The 23,414-nt window shown below is 61.1% G+C and carries 22 protein-coding genes; 8 read left to right on the forward strand and 14 right to left on the reverse strand.

Features of this window, described 5'->3' with window-relative positions:
* Positions 1 to 30 precede the first annotated feature (30 nt).
* The 4 genes from Q0792_RS16320 to Q0792_RS16335 all read right to left on the reverse strand — a co-directional run bounded on the left by Q0792_RS16320 (position 31) and on the right by Q0792_RS16335 (position 5,911).
* Positions 31 to 906 (reverse strand): 50S ribosomal protein L11 methyltransferase, encoded by an 876-nt coding sequence (locus Q0792_RS16320; protein WP_298843172.1) that lies wholly within the window; start codon positions 904 to 906, stop codon positions 31 to 33.
* Positions 906 to 2,297, reverse strand: coding sequence for an MATE family efflux transporter (locus tag Q0792_RS16325; RefSeq protein WP_298843175.1), 1,392 nt, complete (start codon positions 2,295 to 2,297; stop codon positions 906 to 908). The genes Q0792_RS16320 and Q0792_RS16325 overlap by 1 nt, the downstream gene beginning before the upstream one ends.
* Positions 2,294 to 3,526, reverse strand: coding sequence for an MFS transporter (locus Q0792_RS16330; protein ID WP_298843179.1), 1,233 nt, complete (start codon positions 3,524 to 3,526; stop codon positions 2,294 to 2,296). Before Q0792_RS16330 ends, Q0792_RS16325 begins: the two co-directional genes overlap by 4 nt.
* A gap of 147 nt (positions 3,527 to 3,673) precedes the next feature.
* Positions 3,674 to 5,911, reverse strand: coding sequence for a primosomal protein N' (locus tag Q0792_RS16335; protein ID WP_298843182.1), 2,238 nt, complete (start codon positions 5,909 to 5,911; stop codon positions 3,674 to 3,676).
* A gap of 75 nt (positions 5,912 to 5,986) precedes the next feature.
* Here Q0792_RS16335 and fsa point away from each other — a divergent pair, with 75 nt between their 5' ends.
* From fsa to Q0792_RS16360, 5 genes are all read left to right on the forward strand, one after another.
* Complete coding sequence (gene fsa / locus Q0792_RS16340; RefSeq protein WP_298843185.1) at positions 5,987 to 6,640, forward strand: fructose-6-phosphate aldolase; 654 nt, start codon at positions 5,987 to 5,989, stop codon at positions 6,638 to 6,640.
* A gap of 128 nt (positions 6,641 to 6,768) precedes the next feature.
* Positions 6,769 to 7,476: a DUF484 family protein gene (locus Q0792_RS16345; RefSeq protein WP_298843187.1), complete on the forward strand. Its 708-nt coding sequence runs from the start codon at positions 6,769 to 6,771 to the stop codon at positions 7,474 to 7,476.
* Positions 7,473 to 8,393 (forward strand): tyrosine recombinase XerC, encoded by a 921-nt coding sequence (locus tag Q0792_RS16350; RefSeq protein ID WP_298843189.1) that lies wholly within the window; start codon positions 7,473 to 7,475, stop codon positions 8,391 to 8,393. Before Q0792_RS16345 ends, Q0792_RS16350 begins: the two co-directional genes overlap by 4 nt.
* Before the next feature lie 108 nt (positions 8,394 to 8,501).
* Entirely contained in the window at positions 8,502 to 9,086 is a 585-nt protein-coding gene (locus tag Q0792_RS16355; RefSeq protein WP_298843191.1) for a cytochrome P460 family protein, read from the forward strand.
* Positions 9,087 to 9,177: 91 nt separating this feature from the next.
* Positions 9,178 to 9,873, forward strand: coding sequence for a CDP-alcohol phosphatidyltransferase family protein (locus tag Q0792_RS16360; RefSeq protein WP_298843193.1), 696 nt, complete (start codon positions 9,178 to 9,180; stop codon positions 9,871 to 9,873).
* A 6-nt stretch (positions 9,874 to 9,879) separates the two neighbouring features.
* Here the strand turns inward: Q0792_RS16360 and Q0792_RS16365 are convergent, their stop codons facing one another.
* Positions 9,880 to 10,335: a methylated-DNA--[protein]-cysteine S-methyltransferase gene (locus tag Q0792_RS16365; protein WP_298843195.1), complete on the reverse strand. Its 456-nt coding sequence runs from the start codon at positions 10,333 to 10,335 to the stop codon at positions 9,880 to 9,882.
* A 132-nt stretch (positions 10,336 to 10,467) separates the two neighbouring features.
* Between Q0792_RS16365 and Q0792_RS16370 the strand changes: the two genes are divergently transcribed.
* Both Q0792_RS16370 and Q0792_RS16375 read left to right on the forward strand, forming a co-directional pair.
* A complete protein-coding gene (locus Q0792_RS16370; RefSeq protein WP_298843198.1) occupies positions 10,468 to 10,848 on the forward strand; it encodes a nuclear transport factor 2 family protein in 381 nt (126 codons plus the stop codon).
* Between the two features lie 91 nt (positions 10,849 to 10,939).
* Complete coding sequence (locus tag Q0792_RS16375) at positions 10,940 to 11,404, forward strand: hypothetical protein (RefSeq protein WP_298843200.1); 465 nt, start codon at positions 10,940 to 10,942, stop codon at positions 11,402 to 11,404.
* Positions 11,405 to 11,426: 22 nt separating this feature from the next.
* Here the strand turns inward: Q0792_RS16375 and Q0792_RS16380 are convergent, their stop codons facing one another.
* The 6 genes from Q0792_RS16380 to Q0792_RS16405 form a co-directional block, all read right to left on the reverse strand.
* A complete protein-coding gene (locus Q0792_RS16380; protein ID WP_298843203.1) occupies positions 11,427 to 11,696 on the reverse strand; it encodes a hypothetical protein in 270 nt (89 codons plus the stop codon).
* Positions 11,693 to 14,608 carry an isoleucine--tRNA ligase gene (ileS, locus tag Q0792_RS16385; RefSeq protein ID WP_298843206.1) on the reverse strand — a complete coding sequence of 972 codons (2,916 nt, stop codon included), beginning with the start codon at positions 14,606 to 14,608 and terminating at the stop codon, positions 11,693 to 11,695. The genes Q0792_RS16380 and ileS overlap by 4 nt, the downstream gene beginning before the upstream one ends.
* Positions 14,609 to 14,854: 246 nt before the next feature.
* Positions 14,855 to 16,471, reverse strand: a complete 1,617-nt coding sequence (locus Q0792_RS16390; RefSeq protein ID WP_298843209.1) for a cyclic nucleotide-binding domain-containing thioredoxin-disulfide reductase — start codon at positions 16,469 to 16,471, stop codon at positions 14,855 to 14,857.
* A 31-nt stretch (positions 16,472 to 16,502) separates the two neighbouring features.
* Positions 16,503 to 17,504 carry a YcjF family protein gene (locus tag Q0792_RS16395; protein ID WP_298843212.1) on the reverse strand — a complete coding sequence of 334 codons (1,002 nt, stop codon included), beginning with the start codon at positions 17,502 to 17,504 and terminating at the stop codon, positions 16,503 to 16,505.
* Positions 17,504 to 17,953 (reverse strand): GNAT family N-acetyltransferase, encoded by a 450-nt coding sequence (locus Q0792_RS16400; protein ID WP_298843217.1) that lies wholly within the window; start codon positions 17,951 to 17,953, stop codon positions 17,504 to 17,506. Before Q0792_RS16400 ends, Q0792_RS16395 begins: the two co-directional genes overlap by 1 nt.
* Positions 17,950 to 19,365, reverse strand: coding sequence for a YcjX family protein (locus Q0792_RS16405; RefSeq protein ID WP_298843220.1), 1,416 nt, complete (start codon positions 19,363 to 19,365; stop codon positions 17,950 to 17,952). Before Q0792_RS16405 ends, Q0792_RS16400 begins: the two co-directional genes overlap by 4 nt.
* 112 nt (positions 19,366 to 19,477) lie before the next feature.
* Here Q0792_RS16405 and truA point away from each other — a divergent pair, with 112 nt between their 5' ends.
* On the forward strand, positions 19,478 to 20,248 hold the full coding sequence (gene truA / locus Q0792_RS16410) for a tRNA pseudouridine(38-40) synthase TruA (RefSeq protein ID WP_298843223.1): 771 nt from the start codon (positions 19,478 to 19,480) through the stop codon (positions 20,246 to 20,248).
* Positions 20,249 to 20,259: 11 nt separating this feature from the next.
* On the opposite strand, the gene Q0792_RS16415 is transcribed toward truA, so the two are convergent.
* Genes Q0792_RS16415 through Q0792_RS16425 form a run of 3 tightly spaced genes read right to left on the reverse strand, consistent with a single transcriptional unit; the run spans position 20,260 to position 23,377 of the window.
* Positions 20,260 to 20,751, reverse strand: coding sequence for a DUF3726 domain-containing protein (locus Q0792_RS16415; protein WP_298843226.1), 492 nt, complete (start codon positions 20,749 to 20,751; stop codon positions 20,260 to 20,262).
* The gene (locus Q0792_RS16420; protein ID WP_298843229.1) at positions 20,748 to 22,400 is read right to left on the reverse strand and encodes a hypothetical protein; all 1,653 of its coding nucleotides are present in this window, start codon (positions 22,398 to 22,400) and stop codon (positions 20,748 to 20,750) included. Before Q0792_RS16420 ends, Q0792_RS16415 begins: the two co-directional genes overlap by 4 nt.
* Entirely contained in the window at positions 22,397 to 23,377 is a 981-nt protein-coding gene (locus Q0792_RS16425) for a membrane dipeptidase (RefSeq protein WP_298843232.1), read from the reverse strand. Before Q0792_RS16425 ends, Q0792_RS16420 begins: the two co-directional genes overlap by 4 nt.
* Positions 23,378 to 23,414 lie beyond the last annotated feature (37 nt).

Consider the following 23,414-nt stretch of genomic DNA (forward strand, 5'->3'; position numbering starts at 1 on the left):
AAACGGCCGAATGTGGCCAAAATCAGGCAATTATGGCGCGATTCTACCGAGGGTAAGCGTTGTCCAGTCAACAATCTCTTCGCGGTGCACCAGATTGATCCCGGCCTGTGAATAAACATCGATGACCTCGTCAGCCTGCTCATTCAGAATTCCGGACAGAATCGCGTATCCCCCTGTTTTCAGGTGCATCGCCATATCAGGTGCCAGAGCCAACAGCGGGCCCTTGAGGATGTTTGCGAACACCAGGTCAAAGGGCGCTGCCCCCTTCAGTTCCGGATGATCGAAACCCGCCGCCTCGACACAGCGGATTCTGTCGGCCAGCCCGTTGGCAGCAGCATTGCTGCGCGCCACTTCGACGGCGACCTCATCAATATCGCTGGCCAGCACTGTTTCGGGCCATATCCGCGCCGCGGCCATGGCCAGTACGGCAGTACCGCACCCGATATCGGCAACGTTGTGGCCGGTAAAACCGCCCTCTGACAGGCGGTCCAGCGCGCGCAGACAGCCCAGCGTCGTTCCATGATGTCCTGTGCCAAAAGCCATTGCCGCCTCAATCAGCAGAGGCTCCACCCCGTCCGGCACCTTTTCGGCATCATGGCTGCCGTAAACAAAGAAGCGCCCTGCCTCCACCGGCGCCAGTTCGCGGCGCACATGGGCGACCCAGTCCGTTTCCGGCAGTTCAGATACGACGAAGGCGTTCGCACCCAGCGCCGTCGCCAGCAGCATCAGCGCTGTTTCATCCGGGCTTTGCGTGAAATAACCACCGACCTCCCAGAGGCCCGAACCATCCTCAAGCTCGAAAACACCGACACCCGTTGGTTCGGGGATCAGGTTCTCCATGGCCTCACCCAGCTTTTCGGCCGCGGCCTTTCCGGGCAGTGTGGTGAGCGCTGTGTATGTGGGCATTATCGTCTCCGGTATCTGTCCGGGTTCGCGTAGGGCCGTATCGGGGCGGCGTCAAGCACGACCGTCGGCACGTCTCTCAGGCCACAGACAAACCGCCAGCCCCAGACCGCTGCAAAGGTCCCGACAAGCACACCGGCCAGCGCCTGCCCGTAAATGACACCGGGCGCTCCGACGAGGCCTGCCAGCAGCAGTGCAACCGGCAGAGTGACGACACCTTCCTTGATCCAGTTCAGGGCAGTCGAACGCAATGGCCTGCCCAGCGCATTGAACGCCGCATTGGATACAAACAACGCGCCCAGAAAGAGGAACGCACCAACGCCCGCATGCGTGAAGGCCCGCAGTACAACAGCGCCCTGCCCTGCCAGATCAAACCAGTCGATCACCAGAGGCGTCGCGGCAAACAGCAGTGCCCAGGCGGTCAGGGTATAAAGCGCGCAGAAGATCAGCGCATCGCGATAGGTGCTGCGCAGGCGGTCATACTGACCCGCGCCGAAGTTCTGCCCGAATATGCCTCCGATGGACGCTGCAAGCGCAAAAATGCCGCCAAAAGCGACAACAGTCAGACGACCGACCACTGCCCAGGCCGCAACCGCATCATCGCCGAAGGGCGCAATCACCATTGTCAGCAGGTAGTTGCCCACAGGGGTCGCCATCTGGGTGGCGACTGCCGGCAGCGCAACAGCCACATAAACCGGCAGCACCCGGCGCACCGAAGACGCATCCGGCAGTGCGATCAGGTCGAACTGTCGCGCAGCGAACCAGAGCCCAAGCACCAGCAAGGCAAACCGAAACGCCACGAGGCCGATCGCCGCCCCGTCAAGGCCCCAGCCAAGCCAGAAGATCAGCACCGGATCCGTGCTCATCAGCAAGGCGCCCGAGATCAGCGTGATATACATGGCCCGCGCGCCATGTCCGTCGGCACGCAGCACACCGGAGCAGATCAGCCCGATGGCCATCGGCAGGAGCGAGGGGATCGTGATTGCGAGATACCGTGCCGCAAGCCTGGCGGTCTCGCCCGTTGCCCCGGCCATGGCAACCAGGTCATGCCGGAACACGACAATCAGCATGGCAACAATGGCCTGAAACGTCACGGCCATGACCATCGCTGCCCCCGCCTGAACACGCGCCTCCTGCCGTTGTCCCGCACCAATGCTGCGCGACACCATTGCCGTCGCGGCAATCATCAGCCCGACACCGGAGGAAACCGAAAAGAACTGAATGGCAAAAGCAAACCCGATGGCCGCGACAAGCGTCGGATCGCCGAGCCGGGCAATCCAGAAGAGGTTCGCCGCGTCCACGAGGAATACGAAGGTGATGCCGAAGGCCCCTGTCGCCGTCATCCGCACCACATGACCCATGGTCGATCCGGTCAGAAACCGCCCCTCACTCATTCCGCGGGTGCGGCGACGTAGCGGGCAAAAATGGTCTCATTCCCTTTCTCGGGGTGGCGCGGAATCATCATTGCCAGCACAAAGGAAACGCCGGCCATACCTGCGGCAAGGAAGAAGACGGCAGCAGGAGAGGCCAGCCACAACAGTCCCAGCAGCACCGGCAGGAAAACCGCAGCAATGTGATTGATGGTAAAGGCGACCGCCGCCGTTGGAGCGATGTCGCCCGGATCTGCGATTTTCTGAAAGTACGTTTTCAGCGCCAGTGCGAGACCAAAGAAAATATGGTCGATGACGTAAAGTGTCGCCGCTACGACAACACCCCAGCCAAGGTAATAAACGCCGCCATAGCACAAAAACACAGTGACAAGCCCGATATACTCAAACCCCAGCGTGCGCCGCTCACCAAAGTATCCGACCGCGCGGCCCAGCAGCGGGGCAACGGCGATATTGACCACAAGATTGATCAGATAAAGCGTGGTGATTTCATGCACTTCGTAACCGAATTTCTCGACCATCATGAAGCCCGCGAAAACGACAAAGATTTGCCGGCGCGCCCCCGACATGAACTGCAGCGCATAGTAGAGCCAGTACCGCCGCCGCAGGACCATTCTTTTGATCTGCGGATTTGGGGCTTCGAACTGCGGATACGCCGCCATCGCGAAAACCGCGATCAGAACCGTAACGCCACCACCGATCATGTAGACTGTATTGTATGTCAGCCCCAGCGAGTCCCAGAGCGCCATGATTGCCAGATACGCCACCAGTGTCGCCGCAGATCCGGCGGCCAGCAGCCAGCCGAGAACACGCGGCGCTTCTTTTTTGCTGAGCCATTGCAGCTGCAGCGACTGGTTGACCGTCTCATAATAATGAAAACCGACGGAACTGAGCATTGTGATGGTCAGAATTCCCGCCATCGACGGAAACCACGCGGTTACAGCCGTTGCGGCCCCCAGCAGCACCAGCGAGATCAGCCCGAGTACCTGCTCGCGCATGAAAATGATGATCGCAATGACACCCACCGCGAAAAACCCCGGTATCTCCCGCACGGTATGCAGCAACCCAATATCGCCACCGTCAAAGTCCGCCGCTTCGATGACAAAATTGTTGAGCAGCGCAGACCACGTGTTGAAGGCTATGGGCATCGCCAGAGACATCAGGAACAGCAAAGCAACCGGCCGGCGCCAGAGCGGCAGGTCTTTTGCATCTTCAAGGCGGACGAAACGGGCCATGTCTCTCTCTATGCTCTTTGCACCGGCCTTGGCGAGCCACAAATCTGTGTCTGAGCGCACATGAGCTCTGCCAGTCCTGCCCGGGCGCCGGAATTACCGCGTTGCGCGGACCGGTTTCTTTTTCCGCAACCGGGAAAGGCCAGCCCTTCAGTAGAAGCTCTGCGGGTCAATATCCACGGCAACCCGCAGATCTCCCCGCAGCCGCAGCTGCGCAATCCAGCTGCTCAGCGCCTGCTGCAGTGGCGCTGATTTTTCCGCCTTGACCAGCAGCCGGACTCTGTGGCGACCCCGGACGCGGGCGATGGGCGCAGGTGCCGGACCGAAAACCTGCGCTCCGATTGCGCGCAGCGACCTGTCCTGCCGCGCGAGAAGGTTACCGGCATCAAATACCTGCGCCACGTCCGTGCCGCTGAGGATGATGCCTGCCATACGTCCATAGGGTGGGACACCCGCTGCTTCACGCTCGCGCGCTTCGGCAGACCAGAAGCGCTCCTCCTCGCCGCCAAGGATCGCGCGGATCACAGGATGCTCCGGCTGGTAGGTCTGCAAAAGTGCGGTTCCCGGTGCCTCTGCCCTGCCTGCCCGGCCCGCCACCTGACGCATCAGCTGAAAGGTGCGTTCAGCCGCACGCAGATCAGAGCCCTGAAGTCCGAGGTCCGCGTCAATTACCCCCACCAGTGTCAGCGAAGGAAAATTATGGCCCTTGGCCACCAGCTGGGTGCCGATGATGATGTCCGCAGCACCCTCGGCAATTGCACTGATTTCGTCTTTCAGCGCGCGCGCGGTTCCGTACATATCTGAGCTCAGCGTGGCAATCCGCGCCTCGGGGAACAGCGCCGTTGCCTCCTCTCCCAGACGTTCAACGCCCGGCCCCACCGGCGCCAGCCGCCCCTCAACCTCGCACGACGGACACGCATCAGGCATCGGTTTTGTCTCGCCGCACTGATGGCAGACCAGACGTTTCAGAAACCGGTGTTCGACCATGCGGGCATCACAATGGTCGCATCCGATCTGGTGCCCGCAGGCACGGCAAAGCGTAATCGGTGCATAGCCGCGGCGGTTGATAAACAGCATCGCCTGCTCGCCCCGCTCCAGTCGCCGCTCAACCGCCTGACGGAGTGTATCCGATACCCAGCGGTTCGACGGCAGCGTTTCGGCGCGCATATCAATCGCCCGCATCTCCGGCATCACTGCTGGACCGAACCGCGATGGCAGGTCCAGCCGGGTGTATTTGCCTGCTTCGGCGTTGGCCCAGGTCTCAAGCGAGGGCGTGGCTGAGGCCAGCACAACATGCGCGTCACAGATCGACGCCCGCAGCACCGCCATGTCACGGGCATTGTACAGAACCCCCTCTTCCTGCTTGTAAGAGGTATCATGTTCTTCATCGACGACGACCAGGCCAAGGTTCTGATAGGGCAAAAACAGCGCCGAACGTGCACCGATCACCAGCTGCGCCTGCCCTTCGCTTACCATGCGCCAGATACGGCGGCGCTCTGTCATGGTGGCACCCGAGTGCCACTCGGCCGGCCGTGCCCCGAAACGTTCCTCAACACGGGTCAGAAATTCTGCCGTCAGAGCGATTTCCGGCAACAACACCAGCGCCTGACGTCCGGCCCGCAGGGCGGCGGCAACGGCTTCCAGATAGACCTCTGTTTTGCCCGACCCTGTCACACCGCGCAACAATGTGGTTCCGTATTTTTCCGATCTGACGGCTTCGGCGAGCTGCGTGGCACCCGCCTGCTGATCATCTGTCAGATCTTTGCCCGGCAACTCGGGGTTCAGACGGGCAAACGGCAGATCGCGGGGGCTGTCCTCTTCCAGAACGGCGCCCTGGCGGACCAGGCCTTTGACAACCGATGTGCCGACCCCGGCCATCTCCGCCAGCTCCCGCAGTGTAAAGGACAGATCACCATATTCCGCCAGCGCCCCCAGAACCTTGCGGCGTGCAGCGGTCATCTTGTCGGGTTCCGCCGCGCCACGCCGGTAAACCCGGCGCATCGATGGCGGATCACCAAGGCCGGGTGCGCGCGTCGCCAGCCGCAGCATCGCCGGCATCGGCGTCAGCGTGTATTCTGCGGCACGCTCGAGAAAAACGCGCATCTCATCCCGCATTGGCGCCGCATCCAGCACACGGCTGACCGATCTGATTTTTGAAAGGTCGTAATCCCCCTGGCCCGGCCCCCAGACAACACCCAGAACCTTGCGTGGCCCGAGCGGCACTTCGACATAGGCCCCCGGACGACATCCGCCCTCGGGCGCACGATAGTCGAGCGCCCGCCCCAGCGGCTGGGTTGTCAGAACGGCCACAAGTGCGCCCTGGTCATAGAATTCAGGCAGGCTCACCGTGCAGGCTCCGGCTGAAATGGCATTTTCGGGTTTAAGCATGGCAGATCATGCGGTAAAGCCAAGCACAAGACGAAACATGTTAGCGTTCACATCTGAGACCAAAGGGAGCACCCGATGAAATTCTTTGTCGACACCGCCGACACGCAGGCCATCAGCGAACTCAACGATCTGGGCATGGTAGACGGCGTCACAACCAACCCTTCGCTTATCCTCAAATCCGGTCGCGACATTCTGGAGGTCACGAAAGAGATCTGCGACATCGTCACCGGCCCCGTCAGCGCCGAGGTCGTGGCACTGGAAGCCGATGCAATGATCGCCGAGGGCCGCAAACTGGCAGAAATTGCCGAAAACATCACTGTGAAGCTGCCTCTGACATGGGACGGTCTCAAAGCCTGCAAGGTCCTGTCCGGCGAAGGCAAAATGGTCAACGTCACCCTGTGTTTCTCGGCCAATCAGGCGCTGCTGGCCGCCAAAGCCGGCGCGTCTTTCATCAGCCCCTTTATCGGACGGCTCGATGACATCAATCTCGATGGGATGGACCTGATCCAGGACATCCGTACGATCTATGACAACTATGGATTTGAGACAGAAATCCTTGCGGCGTCGATCCGCTCGGTCAACCATGTGCAGGAAGCAGCCCTGATTGGCGCAGACGTGATGACCGCTCCGCCCGAGGTGATCCGCAAGCTGGCCACGCACCCGCTGACGGACAAAGGCCTCGAGCAGTTCATGGCGGACTGGGCAAAAACCGGCCAGAATATTCTCTGAACTGCTGCGCCGTTCACGCGGCGCAGACTTGCCACAGAAAATCTGCCATGGCGAAATTCTCTGAATTCGTGGCAGATTTTTTTTATGCCGCGTGCTATAAGCCGACAAAACAAAAAACCGGGCAGCAGATGACAACCAAACCAAAGATCGAGGACGCACTGCGTGCGGCCATTATCTCGCAACCAGACGTCATTCTGGACGACAAGGACGTGATGAGCGCACTGGTTACGGCCAATGAAAAGGCCATGGGTGCCAACATCATCGACATGCGCGGCATCGCCATGGAACGCCTGGAAGCCCGGCTCGACCGGCTTGAGGACACACACCGTTCGGTGATTGCCGCTGCCTATGAGAACCTTGCAGGGACCAACCAGATACACCGCGCCATTCTTCGGATGCTGGATCCGACGGGTTTTGAGGACTTCCTCAGGGACCTCGGTGGCGAGGTTGCCGAAATCCTGCGCGTTGATCTGGTGCGCCTGGTACTGGAAACGGATCACGCCGATGAGGTTCCGGACCTCGATCAACTGGGCGATATACTGAGCCTTTCCGAACCGGGCTTCATCGCCGGTTATCTGTCACAGGGACGCACCGGCAGCACCCGTCAGGTGACCCTGCGCCAGATACAGGGCGATCCCGGTGGGCTCTATGGCGACAAAGATGGATATATCCGCTCAGAGGCCTGCCTCAAGCTTGATTTCGGACCGGGCCGGTTGCCTGGTATGCTGGTGCTGGGTGCCGAGGATCCGCATATGTTCGGTCCGCAGCAGGGCACCGATCTGCTGTTGTTCTTTGCGGGTGTCTTTGAACGGATCATGCGACGCTGGCTGTCATGACCCTGATCAGCCCGGCAGCACGCGACGCGCTGGAAACCTGGCTGACCCACCAGCAGGCCCTGAAAGGGGCGGCCGAAAATACACTGACCGCCTATCGCGGAGATGTAGTCGAATTTCTCAGCTTTATCACGGCGCATAAAGCCGAGCCCCAGGGACTGCGCGCGCTGGCCTCGGTGTCATTGACCGACATGCGGTCCTGGATGGCGCATTCCCGGTCCTCGGGCGTCAGCCCGCGGTCTCTGGCACGCAAATTGTCCGCGGTGAAGGTGTTTTACCGCTGGCTTGCCGAGCGAGAGGGGTTTGAGCCCACAGCGGTTCTGTCTGTCCGGGCGCCCAAATTCCGCAACAAACTTCCGCGACCGCTGGCCGAGGATGCAGCGCGGAGCCTGATCGACGCCATTGAGCTTCAGTCAGGTACTCCCTGGGTAGCGGCACGGGACGTGGCCGTGGTGACCCTGCTCTGGGGATGCGGCCTCCGGATCTCCGAGGCCCTGTCGCTGAAAGGCGCGGACGCCCCCCTGCCCGACAGCCTGCGGATCACCGGCAAAGGCGGCAAAGAACGGCTGGTCCCCGTACTGCCTGCGGCCCGCGCAGCCGTTGATGCTTATGTCAGGGTCTGTCCCTGGACGCAGGATCCGGACACGGCGCTCTTTCGCGGTGTCCGGGGCGGCGCATTGTCTGCGGGAGCAATCCAGAAAGTTATGGCACGCGCGCGGATGCAGCTGGGCCTGCCATCCAGTGCCACGCCTCACGCGATGCGGCACAGCTTTGCGACACACCTTCTGAACGCTGGTGGTGACCTGCGCGCCATCCAGGAACTGCTCGGGCACGCGTCACTGTCCACCACTCAGGCCTACACCGCCGTTGACACCGCCAGACTGATGGAAGTTTACGACCGTACTCACCCGCGGTCCTGAAAGCCTCACAGCTTCGTGTCAAAAGGTGATGCCCGTTTTCAGGACAGTCCGTGCAAAAGTTCCACGCAGCATACAATTGCATACAACCGCGACCACAGGGACAAAATCATGAAATACACAGCAACCATTCTGGCAGCCACATGTTTCGCCGCACTGGCAGGCAGCGCCTCTGCAGCCGATTGCGCCTACAACGCCGAGGATCCCTTTGATCTGGAGCAATCAGAAGTCGAAGCGCTCTATGACTGCGTCAAGGACAAGATGGCCGAAGGTTATGCAAAAGAGGGCGATGAAGTCGGCTCGGTATACCGGACCTGGGCTGTCACCGCGACGGCACCCGCCGTTCAGGGGGCGCACAGCAAACGCGCTCTGCTGACATTCGCCAATGATATTGCCGCAGAACAGTACCTGAAATTCGAGGAAGAAGGTGTCGTGATGCCGGTTGGTTCAGTACTCGCCAAAGAGAGTGTCACGTTCTCCAAAAAGAAAAAGACCGCGCGCCCGGGTCCGCTCTTTATCATGACCAAGGTTGCCGCCGGCGAAGCACCTGAAACGAACGACTGGGTTTATGGCGGGCTTCAGCCAAACGGCAAGCCGATGAAATTCAAGCAGGCCTTCTGCCATGACTGCCATACCGCCTGGGAAGATCAGGACTATCTGGCCTATCCGGTCGAGGACGTCCGCATCAGCAACTGAGCCCTCCGGAGCAGATCACCGAAGGCCCGCGGCACAGCGCTGCGGGCCTTTTTGTTTTGCATCCCCTGCGCGCTTGCGGCAAGAAGCGTGCATGACTGTGAGGTTCCGCGCCCTGTGCGTACATCTGCTGACGGCAACGGGTGCTGTTTTCGCAATGCTGGCCATGCTGGCCGCCGTCGACGAGAAATGGGACCTGATGTTCCTCTGGCTCGTCGTAGCCTTTTTCGTGGACGGGATCGACGGACCTCTGGCCCGTAAATACCATGTAAAGGTAAATGCGCCGGAATTTGACGGCGTGCTGCTGGACCTGATCATTGACTATCTGACCTACGTTTTCATCCCGGCCTTCGCCCTTTTCAAATCGGGACTGATGGACGGCTGGACGGGCTGGTTTGCGATCATCATCATAACCTTTGCCAGCGCAATGTATTTCGCCGACACGCGCATGAAAACAAAGGATAATTCGTTTTCAGGCTTTCCGGGATGCTGGAATATGCTGGTGCTGGTTATCTTTGCGCTTGAACCGAATTTCTGGGTCAGCCTGGCGCTGGTCAGCGCGCTGGCCGTGGCAATGTTCCTGCCGCTGAAATTTGTGCACCCGGTCCGGACCGAGCGCTGGCGGCTGATCACGCTGCCCATGGCCATTGCCTGGACCTTTTTTGCCGGCTGGGCCGCCTGGGTCGATTTTCACCCTGAAAGCTGGGCACACTGGGGTCTGGTCATCTCCAGCGTCTATCTGACGTTTGCCGGCATCGCACAGCAGATCATTCCGGCCCGCGACATCTGAGCCGCGTCAGATCAGAAATCCGCCTGCCCGCTCATGGCGCAGCAATGCGACCTTTGTCTCCACACCGCCCGCCCCTGAAAAACCCGTCAGGCCTTTTGCGCCCATCACCCGGTGACAGGGAATGATGATCGCAATCGGGTTCCCGCCACAGGCACCCCCGACCGCCTGCGCAGGCGCTGACAACCGTCTGGCGATATCGCCATAGGTCACGGTTTCGCCAAAGGGGATTGCGCGCATTTCAGTGCAGACGGCCTGCTGAAACTCTGATCCGCCCACGCGCAGTGGCAGGTCGAATTCTTCCAGATGACCCGCATCATAGGCGCGCAACTGACGGGCCGCTTCAGTCAGAACCTCTGAGGCCGTCTCCTCTTCTGCCCTGCCCCATGTCAGGCGGGTGATCTCGCCACCGACCTCGGTGAGCACCAGCGATCCGAATTGCGTATCCACAGTGATTTGGCCCATGCACTGATGCTGGCCGGGAAACGTTGTCCGTTCAACCCGAAACCTGTGCATTGAACCATCGGTCTGATTTGTCTGGATTTCGCAATCGCAAGCCGTCACTCTGACCCGGCATTTAAAAAAAGGAGATTTCACATGACGCCGGAAGAAAAGGCAGCCGCCTATACAGCCGCGTGGAATTCAAAGGACGCAGCCCGGGTTGCCGGTCATTTTGCCCCGGAGGCGAGCATTGTGATCAACCGCGGAGATCCTCACAAAGGCCGGACCGCACTGGAAGCCATGGCCGCGGGGTTTCACGCTGAATTCCCTGATCTGCATCTGACCTGCGACGGCATCCGCGCGGGTGGCGATCATATGATCTATCTCTGGACGCTCGAAGGGCACCACGCGGAAACCGGCAATCACTGCAAGGTTGGTGGCTGGGAGGAATGGGACCTTGGGCCAGACATGCAGGTTCTGGCCTCAAAGGGCTGGTTTGATGCAGACGACTATCAGCGGCAGGTCGACGGCGGCTGAGGGCACGCAGCAGAACGGGTCTGGTACTCAAGGTGTAGCGCCGTTCAGAATTGCGCGCTAAAGTGGTATCAAAGGATACAGGACGACCACCGTGACCCAGCTCAGAAAATCTGCACCCGCCAGCCGGAGACCGCGCCATTCGCCCACTGCAAGCCGGGCAGCACCAGGTGTTTCGCTCCGGAAAATGTCGGTACGGGCACAGTCCAGTGCTGCGGTTCAGCGCCTGGTGCAGCTGCGTGCACGGGCCGGTGCGGTCGCGCAACGCGAGGACGACGATGCGATTTCCGTCACCAGCTACACATCAGGCTGGCTGAGCAATGGCCCGTTCTTCGAGCACATCCGTTTCAGCGATGGCAGCTACTGGAGCACTAAGATTGCAGCTTCTAACGGCCGGCACGTTTACCTCGATATCCGCGCGGGCCTGCACAAGGGAGAGGGGTATTCCGTACGCGACGCGGACGGCTACAAGGCAGGAGAAGTCAGATCCTGGCTGATCGGCAGGCACGCGGATCTTGCGGACCACTGGCGCGCCTATCGGGCAGCCGCAACCAAATAGAACCGACGATGCGGGCAGGCACTCATTCCGGATGCCGCTTCAGCCTCCACATTTTGCCATTCTCGTCCTGCTCTGCAACGCCCTCAGCTTCCATCATAGCAAGCAGTGTACGGGAAATATGCCCGACATGTTCCACATGACCCATGTAAATACCGAGTGCCTTTCCGACATCCACATTTCTGAGACCGTCCTGACCTTTGTTTTCTGCGTCAGTCAGAACGAAGTGAACGGCGGCTTTCAGATCTGAAATAGCACGCTGCGCAGTGCCATAGACCTCGCTCCTGCTGTTCATGCCAGAGCCTCGTCACATCGCCCGCAGACGCCCGCGTGGCTGTGACTGCCGACGTCGGGCAGCACCTTCCAGCAACGCGCACATTTTTCACCTTCGGCGCGGGCAAATGCCACAGCCACGCCTGGCACTTCGGGCAAAGTGAAAGCATCCGACGGGGTTGCTTCACCGCTGACGGTGATCTGTGACGTAATACAGATATCACCGAATGGCAGAGCCGAAACCGTCGCACGCAGCGCATCATCGGCCACAAAAACTGTGGGAGCCGCCTCAAGCGAGGCGCCGATGACCTTGTTCGTTCGCTCAATCTCCAGCGCGGCGGTCACGACACGGCGTACGGACCGCACGCCGGACCATTTTGTGGCCAGATCCGGATTGAGCCAGGTGCCCGGCGTTTCGGGGAAATCCACCAGGTGCACCGAGCTGTCATCGCCCGGGAGCCGCTCCAGCCAGACTTCTTCCATCGTGAACACCATGATCGGCGCCAGCCATGTGGTCAGGCGGTGAAACAGCAGATCGAGCACAGTGCGCGCGGCGCGCCGCTGGACGGTATCGCCGTCGCAGTAAAGCGCGTCCTTGCGGATATCGAAGTAGAATGCCGACAGATCCACGGTGGCAAAGGTAAAGACCGCCTGCCAGACACCCTGAAAGTCAAACCGCGCATATCCGTCACGAACGGTCTTATCCAGCTCTGCCAGACGGTGCAGTACCCACTGCTCCAGTTCCGGCATATCCGCCGGCTCCACGCGATCCGCCTGAGAAAAGTCGGACAGCGACCCCAGCATATAACGCATCGTGTTGCGCAGACGGCGATAGCTGTCGGCTGTTCCCTTCAGGATTTCCGGCCCGATCCGCTGATCAAGCGTGTAATCCGTCTGGGCCACCCAGAGCCGCAGAATATCCGCACCATACTGTTTGATCACCTCTTCCGGCACGATCGTGTTGCCGATCGACTTCGACATCTTGAAGCCCTTTTCGTCGAGCGTCATTCCATGCGTGACCACGTTTCGGTAAGGCGCGCGGCCTGTGGTGCCCACAGACTGCAGAAGCGAAGAATGGAACCAGCCGCGGTGCTGGTCGGTACCTTCCATATAGACATCCGCGATACCGTCCTCGGTGCCGTCCGCACGGTCACGGAGGGTAAAGGCGTGGGTAGAGCCTGAATCAAACCAGACATCCAGAATATCCATCACCTGGGTGTAGTCGTCCGGGTTCACGATACCGCCAAGGAACCGGTCTTTGGCGCCTTCCTCGTACCAGGCATCCGCCCCTTCGGCTTCAAAAGCCTCAGTGATCCGCGCATTTACCTCAGGGTTGCGCAGCAGATAGTCATCGTCCGTGGGCAGCGCCCCGTTTTTCGTGAAGCAGGTCAGGGGTACACCCCAGGCGCGCTGACGCGACAGTACCCAGTCGGGGCGTACTTCCATCATCGAATGCAGGCGGTTACGGCCCGATTGCGGTGTCCACTTTACGTTGTCGATCTCGGTCAGGGCACGCTCCCGGATTGTGGTGCCATGCATGTCCTGTCCATCCCCTACCGGCTTGTCGATAGCAGCGAACCACTGAGGCGTATTGCGATAGATCACCGGCGCTTTGGACCGCCATGAATGCGGATAGCTGTGCCTGATCTTGCCGCGCGCCAGCAACCCGCCGACCTCGACCAGCTTGTCGATGACAGCGGCGTTGGCGTTGCCCTCTTTGCCGTTGGGCTTCAGGATCGCCTTTCCCCCGAAAAACGGCAGATCATCACGGAAACGGCCGTCGTCGTTGACGTTGTACGTGATCACCTGCTGCAGCATGCCCAGCTCGCGGTAGAGTTCATATTCCTCCATACCGTGGCTAGGCGCACAGTGAACAAAGCCTGTGCCTTCGGTATCGGTTACAAATTCTGCGGCCCGGAAATCACGGATATCATCCCATTCGCCCTCGCCACCTTCTGCGCCGGCAAGTGGGTGCTGCAGACTGATCTTCTCCAGATCTTCATTGGTGATATCGCAAAGACGCCTGTACATCGTCTCATCCAGGCGCGCGCGGCCCAGAACATCGGCAGCAAGGGCGTCCGCCAGGATATAGCGCTCACCAATGCGCGCCCAGCATTCTTCAGGGCGACCCGTGATCTCGTACAGCCCATAGGAGATGTTCTCGCCGTAAACCACAGCCTTGTTGGACGGCATGGTCCATGGCGTCGTTGTCCAGATCACCACCTGCGCGCTGTCCAGCGTGGCATCACCGGTACCCACGACACGGAACTTCACCCAGACGGTGAAACTCTCCTTGTCGTGGTATTCCACCTCGGCTTCGGCCAGCGCCGTCTGCTCCACCGGCGACCACATCACCGGTTTTGACCCCTGATAGAGGGTTCCGTTCATCAGGAACTTCATGAATTCCTCGGCGATCACGCGCTCGGCATGATAGTTCATCGTCAGATAAGGATCAGCCCAGTTGCCGGTAACGCCCAGACGTTTGAATTCCTCACGCTGGATGTCGACCCAGCCTGCTGCGAACTGGCGGCATTCGCCGCGGAACTCGTTGATCGGAACTTCGTCTTTGTTCTTGCCCTTCTTGCGGTACTGTTCCTCGATTTTCCACTCGATCGGCAGACCGTGGCAGTCCCAGCCAGGAATATAGCGCGCATCAAATCCCATCATCTGGTGCGAGCGCACGATCATATCCTTGATGGTTTTGTTCAGCGCGTGTCCGATGTGCAGATGGCCGTTGGCATAGGGCGGGCCATCGTGCAGCGTAAAGGGCGCACGGCCTTCCTTTTCGCGCAGGCGGTCATAGACCCCCATCTCTTCCCAGCGTTCCAGCCAGCCGGGTTCGCGCCGGGGCAGGCCAGCGCGCATCGGAAAATCGGTGCGGGGAAGGTTCAGAGTGGATTTATAGTCGGGAGACTGAGGCGTATCGGCGCACATTTCGGGCGTCCTTCGGATCGGTGGTGTTCACGGAAAAATAGCAGGTCGGCGCGAGCAACTCAGCACCCTGGCCCGGCGTCTCATGGATCAGAGCGCCGGGGAAATAATTCGTATGATGATCGTGCATGACGAAAACATGCGGCCTTATAGGCAGGCGTGTCAAAATCGACAAGACCAAAGACAGCGCTTCTTCTCACCGGACGTACGCCGGGGGAAAGGCCGGTCCGCACCGGGGGCGCAGCCGCGTCACCGGTTCACGTGGGCCCAGACTTCTGACATCACGACCGATCCCTCGCCCACTGCGGACGCCACCCGCTTTACCGACCCGGCCCGCACATCGCCCACGGCAAACACCCCGGGCAGCGACGTTTCGTACTGGGACCGCCCACCACATTCGGCCCCGGTGCAGACAAACCCGCTTGCATCCAGGTCGACCAGTCCCGACAGCCAGCCGGTATTGGGTGCAGCACCCACCATCACAAAAAGCGATGAGGTCCGAAGATCCCAGTTCTGCCCGGAATTTTTGTCACGGATCGTCACCGCCTCCAGCTGCTCTTCTCCGTGCAGTGCACAGACCTCGGTGCGCGTGTGAATGGTGATCCGCGGATGTGTTTCGAGCCTCTGCAGCAGATAATCCGACATCGAACTGGCCAGCCCGTCGCCACGCACCAGCACATGCACATGTCGTGTTGTGCGCGCCAGAAACATGGCCGCCTGCCCGGCAGAGTTCCCGCCGCCGATCACGGCAACCTCGCTGTCGCGGCACCAGCGCGCCTCGACCTCTGTCGCTGCATAGTAAACGCCCGCGTTCTCCAGCCGCTCCAGACCCTCGAGCGGCATCCGGCGATACTGAACACCGGTAGCAACGATCAGCGCTTTCGCAGATACTTCCTGGCCATCATCCAGTGTCACATGGAAATACTTCTCGGCACACTGGTGCAATGCCTCGACCCGCCGCGGCACCGAGAAACGCGTGCCGAATTTCATCGCCTGCACTTCTCCGCGTCCGACAAGATCGCCACCCGAAATACCAGTAGGGAAACCCATGTAATTCTCAATCCGGCTCGACGTGCCAGCCTGCCCGCCAATCGCCAGGTCCTCCAGCACCAGCGCGCGCAGGCCCTCTGCACCGGCATAGACGGCCGAGGCGACACCTGCGGGACCACCACCTACGATCAGCACGTCAAACGTTCCGGCTTCGCCCAGCCTGAGGTCCATACCCAGTGCTTCGGCCACGGCGCGTGGCGTGGGTGGGTCAATCTTGCGCTCTCTGCCAAAGAGAACACCCGGATGCGCGCGGTCGATCCCGCATTGCGCGGCAAGCTCCATGGCCTCGTCAGAATCTGCGGCAATCTCGCGATAGGGAATGCGGTTGCGCGCAGCGAAACCGGCGACCTGTCGTATGTCGCGGCTGATCTCCGGTCCAATCAGCGTCAGCACGCTGTCAGATTCGCGCAGCGCGCGCTGTCGTCGCGCGGCCAGAACCGTCACGATTATGTCGCTCATCTCCGGCACATCCGACATCAGCTGCAGCATCGCATCGCGCGGCACACACAGCAATTCGCTGTCCACAACCGCCCGCGCGCCTGCCAGAGACACACCGCCGGAGAGGAACTGCAGATCTCCGAAAAACTGTGACGGGCCCAGCGTCGCACTCCCCATCCGCGTCATCGTCCGCGGGTCGACCGCTTCGACCTCTCCCTGCAGTACAAAGTGAAATAGTTCGGTCGCATGGCCCGGCTCCTGGACCATCTCACCCGCGCTGAACTTTATCACTGTGCCGACACGCCGCATCATCGTGACATGCGCGGCCTCAAGCGGCGTGCGCACCATTGTCTTCAGATCGGCAGCAAAACTTTCCATGGGTCACTCCTCACCGCGAAGAGCAACCCGCTCAGGTTTTTCCAGACCCAAAGAGACCGCTCAGACTGTTTCTGATGATATCGCGCACTTTCGGCCGCTTTCCAGTGCCAAACGGCAGAGGACGGCAGACTTCCATTGCAGCAACCCCCACCCGGGCCGTCAGCGCACCATTCACAACGCCTTCGCCAAAGCGACGGGAAAGTCTGCCAAGCAGCGATCCGCCCAGCACCGATTCCAGCATATCGTCGCCCACCGCAACAGCACCCGTTGCAACAAGGTGCGCGGTCACAGCGCGCGCAAGCCGCCAGCTGCCCAGCACCCCTGCCCGGCCGCCGTAGATTTCGGCAATACGCCGGATCATCCGAAGATTTGCCGCCAGAGCTGCAACAACATCCGCCAGAGCCAGTGGGACAAGCGCCGTAACTGTCGCCACCTGACGGGCCGCCGCTTCGACCTCACGGGAGGCCACGGCATCCAGTGGCATCAAAATTTCCGTTTCAGCGACGCGCAGCAAAGCGTCAGCATCCAGCTGATCACCTGCAAGATCTGCAAAACGTTCCCGGCCCCACCGGGTCTCTTCGCGGCCTTTGTAAAGCGCAACCAGCTGTTGTGTGACCTTGCCTGCCGCTTTCAGGTCCTGACTGGCATGGGCCGTATCCGCTGCCCGCCTCAGACCGTCAATCCGGCCCAGCCGCCCGATCGCCGCCAGTTCCCGGAGCACCACCAGCAGCAGAACAGACAGAAAGGCACCGGCGAGCCCGGCAAGACCCCATCCCAGCACAGCATTACGTTCAATCAGTCCGTTGACCACATCCCATGCCGCAAGTGAGGCAAATGCCCCGACCAGAGCCGCCGCCAGTCCCAGAAACCAGCGCCCCAGCCGCGAGGGCGGTCGGGCTGCAATACGGGTGGCGACCTGCATAGCCTGTCCCTGTGGCAGCGCCCCGGCCACGTCGGGTACGGGCGGTGCATCCGCAACCGACGCCTCAGTCTGTTCGTCTTCGAGATCAATCAGAACCGGACCGCGCGCCATCAGCGCTGGTCCCGCGACCACTCAAACCGGATATCCGGCAGGCCGGCATCATTGGTGCTGCCGTCCGTCCGGTCGGTCTGGATAAAACCGCGCAGCCCGTAAAACCGCGTGGCACCGGTGTTGGCGGCATAACTCCACAGGCTCAGTTGCGCGCAGGTGGATTTGGCATCCTCCAGCAGCGCCGTGCCCACACCTTCGTCCTGCGCGTCGGGCAGCACATAAAGCGCATGCACATCCGCTTCCCAGCGGGCGATGAAACCCACCACGCGCCCGTCTTTTTTTGCGACGCGCACCCAGCCTGCCTCGATCATATCGCCGGCATAGCGGATCTCTTCCGCCGCAGTGTGCACGCGCGGCAGCCAGGGCATCTGGTCATTCGTCTTTGACAGAATGTCCCCGATGGCCCCCGCATCCAGGCTGCGTGCATCCGTTATGTGCAGTTCAGTCATAGCCTATCCCCTAAAAGGAATTGGGCCGCGTGATCAAGCCGGATATGTGGCGGCCCGCCGGCAGAGCGCAAAGTAAGCGGCTGGGGTGCGAAATTCATCACACGATAGTCCGCATCGAGCCACTTTTGCGCGCCCTCCCGCGCCGGTGTCAGCAGTTGGCCCGGATCTTCGGGCAGAGCGCCCGGATAAAAAGCCGCGAGCTTTCCCGTCTCCAGCAGCCGTCCCCGGACAACACCGATTTCCGCGCCATCATGCGTCATGGTGTCTTCTGTGGTCGCCCTCAGCGATGCGATTGCCATCGCCTCGGTAGACGCTCCGGCAAAGCGGGCCCGTTCAGAGGCTTCACGCACCAGCGCCCGCATTATCCCCGTCAGCCGCCCGTGCTGGCTGTGATGCAGGTGATCTGCCTTGGTTGCTGCAAACAGAATTTTTTCGACCCGCCGCCCCTGGAATAACCGGGTCAGAAAGGCATTTCTGCCCGGTCGGAACGCCCCCAGGATGTCGGTCATTGCCCCGCGCATGTCCTCGACTGCCTGCGGACCACGGTGGATGGCCCCCAGCGCATCCACCAGCACCACCTGGCGGTCTATCCGCGCGAAATGTTCCTGAAAGAAAGGACGCACGACAGATTTTTTGTACGCTTCAAACCGGCGGGCCATTTCGCGCCGCAGCGAGCCGCGCGGCGCAGTGCCAGATCCGGGCAGCGGCGCAAAGGTCAGCACCGGCGAACCTGCGAGATCACCAGGCAACAGAAAACGCCCCGGCGTACAGTCGTAAAACCCGGCATCCCGCGAGGCGGTCAGGCATTCGGTAAACGCGGCTGCCAGCGCCTGCGCATGGGTTTCATCCAGCGCCGCTTCCGGATCGGTAGCGCCCAGCACTTTCGTCCACGCATCAGCCCCGGGTCGTGTCGACATCCGTGCGAGTGCTGCTGCTGACCAGTCCTCATAGCTCTTGTCGAGCAATGCCAGATCCAGAAGCCACTCGCCGGGGTAATCCACAATGTCCACGTGCAGCGTGCGTGGCCCCTGCAGCCCCGCCAGCATGCCGCCCCGCCGCACCCGCAGCGACAGGCGCAGCTCGGAAACCGCGCGCGTGCTGTCCGGCCAGCGCGGCTCGCGCGCTGTCAGGTTGCTCAGATGACTTTCATATTCAAACCGTGGCACGGTATCGTCAGGCTGCGGCTGCAAAAAGGCGGCCTCGATGCGGCCCTCAGATGCCGCAACCAGATGTGGCATGCGTCCGCGCTCCAGCAGATTGGCCACCAGCGACGTGATAAAAACTGTTTTTCCTGCACGCGCCAGCCCGGTCACGCCTATCCGCACGACCGGTTCAAACAGCGTTTCGCTGACCGTATCCTGCACCGTTTCAACCTGGCGCAGGACCGTATCGGCGAGTGTGGAGATCACCAAAGCCCGACTGCCTCTGCTCTGTTTACTGCCCCCTACATAGGCGCCCAGCCTGGCACACGCCAGCCCGCAAAGGCATTTGACGCAGCCGCTGCGGCGCGTTAGGGGCCTCGCCATGCCCCGCTACGCGCTGAAAATCGAATACCACGGCAAACCCTTTGCCGGCTGGCAGCGCCAGAAAGGACCGGCCACGGTGCAGGAAGCCGTTGAAACCGCGCTGGCCTGCCTGGAGCCCGGACCTTTTACAATTGCTGCAGCCGGCCGCACAGATGCGGGCGTGCACGCGCTTGGACAGGTCGCCCATTGCGACATGGCCCGCGACTGGGATCCGTTTCGCCTGTCAGAGGCTCTGAACTACCATCTCAAACCAGCTCCGGTGGCGGTCACGGCCTGTGCGCGGGTCGCCGATGACTGGCACGCCCGGTTTTCCGCGACCGGGCGACAGTATCTTTTTCGCGTTCTGATGCGCCGCGCACCGGCGACGCATCAGGCCGGGCTGGTGTGGCAGGTCAGGCATGAGCTGGACGTCGACGCCATGCGCGCAGGTGCCGCGCATCTGATCGGGCGGCATGATTTCACCACGTTTCGCTCCAGCATCTGCCAGGCGGACAGCCCGGTGAAAACACTGGACCGGCTCGATGTTGCCGCGGTTGAGACCCCCTTTGGCCCCGAGGTGCATTTCGATGTGCGCGCGCGGTCCTTTCTGCACAATCAGGTCCGCAGTTTCGTCGGAACGCTGGAACGGGTCGGGAACGGTGCGTGGCACTCTGATCAGGTGCGCGGCGCGCTGGAAGCCTGCGACCGAGCGGCCTGTGGCCCGGTCAGCCCGCCCGAAGGTCTGTATCTGCGCCATGTGACCTATCCGACGGACCCCTTCGGCGCCTGACCCCCAGCAGGTCAGTCGTTGTCGTTGAGCCCCGCACCGGCACCCGCTGCTCTTGATGCCTCGCTCTCCGGGACAAAAGTCCGGGCCGCAAGTTCCGACATGCAGGCGATCAGCCCATCGCACCCCGATATCCGGCGCGGCGTGGGGCGCGGTGACGGGCGGGTCAGATCGACCATTATTTTCCAGCGACCATGCCCCGTTTCTGTGGCATCTGCCGCAAACGGCAAAACGGCGACATATGCCCTGATCAGGATGGCGGGGGCGTCACTTCTGAGCTCACCCCCCTGCCGGGCAATTATGCCGTCCAGCGCTGCGGGCAGATCCAGCACCGGGCCGCCAGCCGGCACTGCCGCCAGCGCTGCCTCCAGCGCGGCCGGTGCGCCGCCGGTCATCAGGCAGAAAGCAGCGGCCTCCCCGAACCGCGCGGCCTGGCCTGCGGGCGCACCCGCACCGCGCGCAGCTTTGGTTGCCAGCGCCGCGATCTCTGACGCCGACCAGCTCACCCGGCAAAGACCGGCAACCACCAGTCGTCAGCACCGGGTCCGAGCTCGTCTGCCAGTGGAGCCCCCTGACACAGCGTGATACGCGTCCAGCGGTCAGACTTCGGATCAAACTTTGACGCGCCAAAAAACGACAGCTTGCAGCGCAACATGTCTATTGGCAGGCAGGTTTCCGCAATCAGGTTGTCCTGTATCTCTGCATAGGGGTAGCGCCCGCCCAGGGCGACACGCAACGCTGCCAGAGCATGCTCTGGGTGCCGACCCAGAAAGGCAGAAACAGGTTCATCCTTTGTCTCAAGATCGCCACGCAATGCACTGATACGGCGCGCTATATCCAGTGGGCTTTCCTTCTGAGCACCCTGCTCTTCAAAACGCAGTCCCAGCCGCGGTTCCTGCTTGGCCGCACTGACATACCAGAACTGCCCGCAGTTCTCCCTGCCTGCATAATCGACCCCAAGCGCCCAGCCAAATTCCCTGTCGATGGCTGTGCGCAGTGCGGCGGTACCGGAGAATGGTACCACCATTGCGCCGAATGGATCGCTCATGCAGTCGCTCAGCCCGTCAACCAGATCTCCGAATGGCTCAATGACCAGAGCAGCCATCAGCTCCTGCAGATCCTCACTGCCGCTCTCACAGAGTGCGACAAGCGCTTCGCCCGGCGCATCAGCGGTCTGTGACAGGTTCAGAATCTGCGCCATCCGGCCCTGCCAGTCGCGTTGCAGCCGGTCTATCCGCCCCTGGTGCTCTGCGTCGGGAACCTGCCATTCAGCCAGATGGCGCCCTGCCCGCCGGGCAAGATCACACAGCCTGTCGCGCACAGCAGTATCCGGCGCAGTCACGGCGCGTGCGCGCGCAAGCGCCGTCTCACGCGCCATGACCCAGTTGTTCAGCAACACGGGGTGATTGACGAGAAACGGAGCCATTCCCAGGCCGGTGGAGTTGCCAATCCCCAGGTGCCGCCGCAAATGTCTGTCGAGCCTGGCTCCCCCAATGTGTTCCACCAGGTCATGCGTAAAATGTCTGATCATCCAGACCGTCAGCATCTCTGCCATGAAGGGACCATCAAGACCGGGGCGCTCATCATAAAGCGCCCGGTCGGCGATCCCGAACTTTCCATTCCCGTAAACTGCCGTGGTACGCATCAGATAGCCGGTATTGCGTACCAGCGCCTCGTCGGGCTGTTTTCCCGACCTCAGCCGGTCAACGACATGGCCAAACAGGCGCACAGATTTGTTGGCGCGGCTGAGCACAAGGTCACGCTCCGTGAACCGTGCGGCCTCCTGTTTCGGAGCTGCGTCACAGATGCGCGCAATCTCTGCTGTATCGGGCACCCCGTCATAGAGCACATAGGCCGTGTCCCAGGCGGTTGCGATCACTCTGTCGGTGCGCGCATCTGCCGGCAGATCATTCGAAACAGCGACGAGCGAATACCGGTGTCCGCCCAGATCGATGGAATAAACCGCGTGTCCGAACCCCTGTGCACAGATGTTCCAGACCGGCCGCGTCAACCGGGCCTGCTCGTCAGACAACCGGCGGATCAGCGTGCGCAGAAACGAAAGGCGCGTCGGAAACATTGAACCCATACGGCTCAGCCGCATCACTTTGCCGGGCGGGCGCAGCGGTACCTGCGGGATATCAGGAAAGTCTCTCATGCCGGACCAAAGCTTTCGGAGTAAAACCGATGCCAGTTGCCACCCATAATGCCATTTACATCGTCTTCGGACAGCCCGACAGCCAGCAAACCATTGCGGATATTGCCGAAATCACGGTTGTCCGCGAACCAGGACGGCATCGGCGGGAACCCGGCATTTGTGGCCGAGCCTTCACCATAGTCAATCACCTTTGACCAGCGCCCCACCCGCATCCACTCGACAACACTGTCAGGCTGATCCTGGCACAGGTCGGTGCCGATCCCCAGATGCCGCGCGCCATACCGTTCGGCTGCCTCTGCAATCATGCCACAGAAACTTTCCAGCGTGCAGCCGGTGCCACCGGCCAGATGATGTGGATATACCGAAAAACCCAGCATTCCACCTGACCCCGTCAGCGCGCGAAGAACTGCGTCGGACTTGTTGCGCAATGCCGCGTGCCACCAGTGCGGATTGGCATGAGTAATTGCAATCGGTCGCGTCGAGTGCTCGATGGCCTCCAGCGTGGAGCGTTCAGCGGAGTGGGACATGTCGACGACCATGCCCACACGGTTCATCTCTTTCACCACCTGTCGCCCCATGCGCGTCAGACCGGTATCGTCGTCTTCGTAACACCCTGTCGCCAGCAGCGACTGATTGTTGTACGTCAGCTGCATGAAACGCACACCCAGCTGATGGCAGATTTCTACCAGCCCGATATCATCTTCGATCGGGCTGGGATTCTGGAAACCGAAAAAGATCGCGGTCCGGTTCGTTTCCTGTGCATGCACGACATCAGCCGCAGTGGTGCCCCTGAAGATCAGATCAGGGTGCGTCTCGAACCAGCGGTTCCACTGCTCGAGGTTCAGCACCATCTCGCGAAAGCTCTCGTGATAGGCGATGGTTACATGCACCGCATCAACGCCGCCCTCGCGCATCTGCGCGAAAATCCGGGGTGAGAAACGGGCATATTGCAGGTTGTCGATGACAGGAGTGCGCATGGCAGAACTGTGAAGCGAAACACGTCTGATCTCAATT

Source organism: uncultured Roseobacter sp., assembly GCF_947495025.1.
GTDB lineage: Bacteria > Pseudomonadota > Alphaproteobacteria > Rhodobacterales > Rhodobacteraceae > Roseobacter.

What these genes read in the sequence shown, in the direction of transcription:
- truA (WP_298843223.1), top strand. Translation starts at nt 19,478, where the DNA reads ATGCCCCGCTACGCGCTGAAAATCGAATACCACGGCAAACCCTTTGCC.
- Q0792_RS16425 (WP_298843232.1), bottom strand. Translation starts at nt 23,377, where the DNA reads ATGCGCACTCCTGTCATCGACAACCTGCAATATGCCCGTTTCTCACCC.
- Q0792_RS16320 (WP_298843172.1), bottom strand. Translation starts at nt 906, where the DNA reads ATGCCCACATACACAGCGCTCACCACACTGCCCGGAAAGGCCGCGGCC.
- Q0792_RS16370 (WP_298843198.1), top strand. Translation starts at nt 10,468, where the DNA reads ATGACGCCGGAAGAAAAGGCAGCCGCCTATACAGCCGCGTGGAATTCA.
- Q0792_RS16335 (WP_298843182.1), bottom strand. Translation starts at nt 5,911, where the DNA reads ATGCTTAAACCCGAAAATGCCATTTCAGCCGGAGCCTGCACGGTGAGC.
- Q0792_RS16380 (WP_298843203.1), bottom strand. Translation starts at nt 11,696, where the DNA reads ATGAACAGCAGGAGCGAGGTCTATGGCACTGCGCAGCGTGCTATTTCA.
- Q0792_RS16355 (WP_298843191.1), top strand. Translation starts at nt 8,502, where the DNA reads ATGAAATACACAGCAACCATTCTGGCAGCCACATGTTTCGCCGCACTG.
- Q0792_RS16390 (WP_298843209.1), bottom strand. Translation starts at nt 16,471, where the DNA reads ATGGAAAGTTTTGCTGCCGATCTGAAGACAATGGTGCGCACGCCGCTT.
- Q0792_RS16400 (WP_298843217.1), bottom strand. Translation starts at nt 17,953, where the DNA reads ATGACTGAACTGCACATAACGGATGCACGCAGCCTGGATGCGGGGGCC.
- Q0792_RS16350 (WP_298843189.1), top strand. Translation starts at nt 7,473, where the DNA reads ATGACCCTGATCAGCCCGGCAGCACGCGACGCGCTGGAAACCTGGCTG.
- Q0792_RS16365 (WP_298843195.1), bottom strand. Translation starts at nt 10,335, where the DNA reads ATGGGCCAAATCACTGTGGATACGCAATTCGGATCGCTGGTGCTCACC.
- Q0792_RS16330 (WP_298843179.1), bottom strand. Translation starts at nt 3,526, where the DNA reads ATGGCCCGTTTCGTCCGCCTTGAAGATGCAAAAGACCTGCCGCTCTGG.
- Q0792_RS16360 (WP_298843193.1), top strand. Translation starts at nt 9,178, where the DNA reads ATGACTGTGAGGTTCCGCGCCCTGTGCGTACATCTGCTGACGGCAACG.
- ileS (WP_298843206.1), bottom strand. Translation starts at nt 14,608, where the DNA reads ATGTGCGCCGATACGCCTCAGTCTCCCGACTATAAATCCACTCTGAAC.
- Q0792_RS16325 (WP_298843175.1), bottom strand. Translation starts at nt 2,297, where the DNA reads ATGAGTGAGGGGCGGTTTCTGACCGGATCGACCATGGGTCATGTGGTG.
- Q0792_RS16420 (WP_298843229.1), bottom strand. Translation starts at nt 22,400, where the DNA reads ATGAGAGACTTTCCTGATATCCCGCAGGTACCGCTGCGCCCGCCCGGC.
- Q0792_RS16345 (WP_298843187.1), top strand. Translation starts at nt 6,769, where the DNA reads ATGACAACCAAACCAAAGATCGAGGACGCACTGCGTGCGGCCATTATC.
- fsa (WP_298843185.1), top strand. Translation starts at nt 5,987, where the DNA reads ATGAAATTCTTTGTCGACACCGCCGACACGCAGGCCATCAGCGAACTC.
- Q0792_RS16395 (WP_298843212.1), bottom strand. Translation starts at nt 17,504, where the DNA reads ATGGCGCGCGGTCCGGTTCTGATTGATCTCGAAGACGAACAGACTGAG.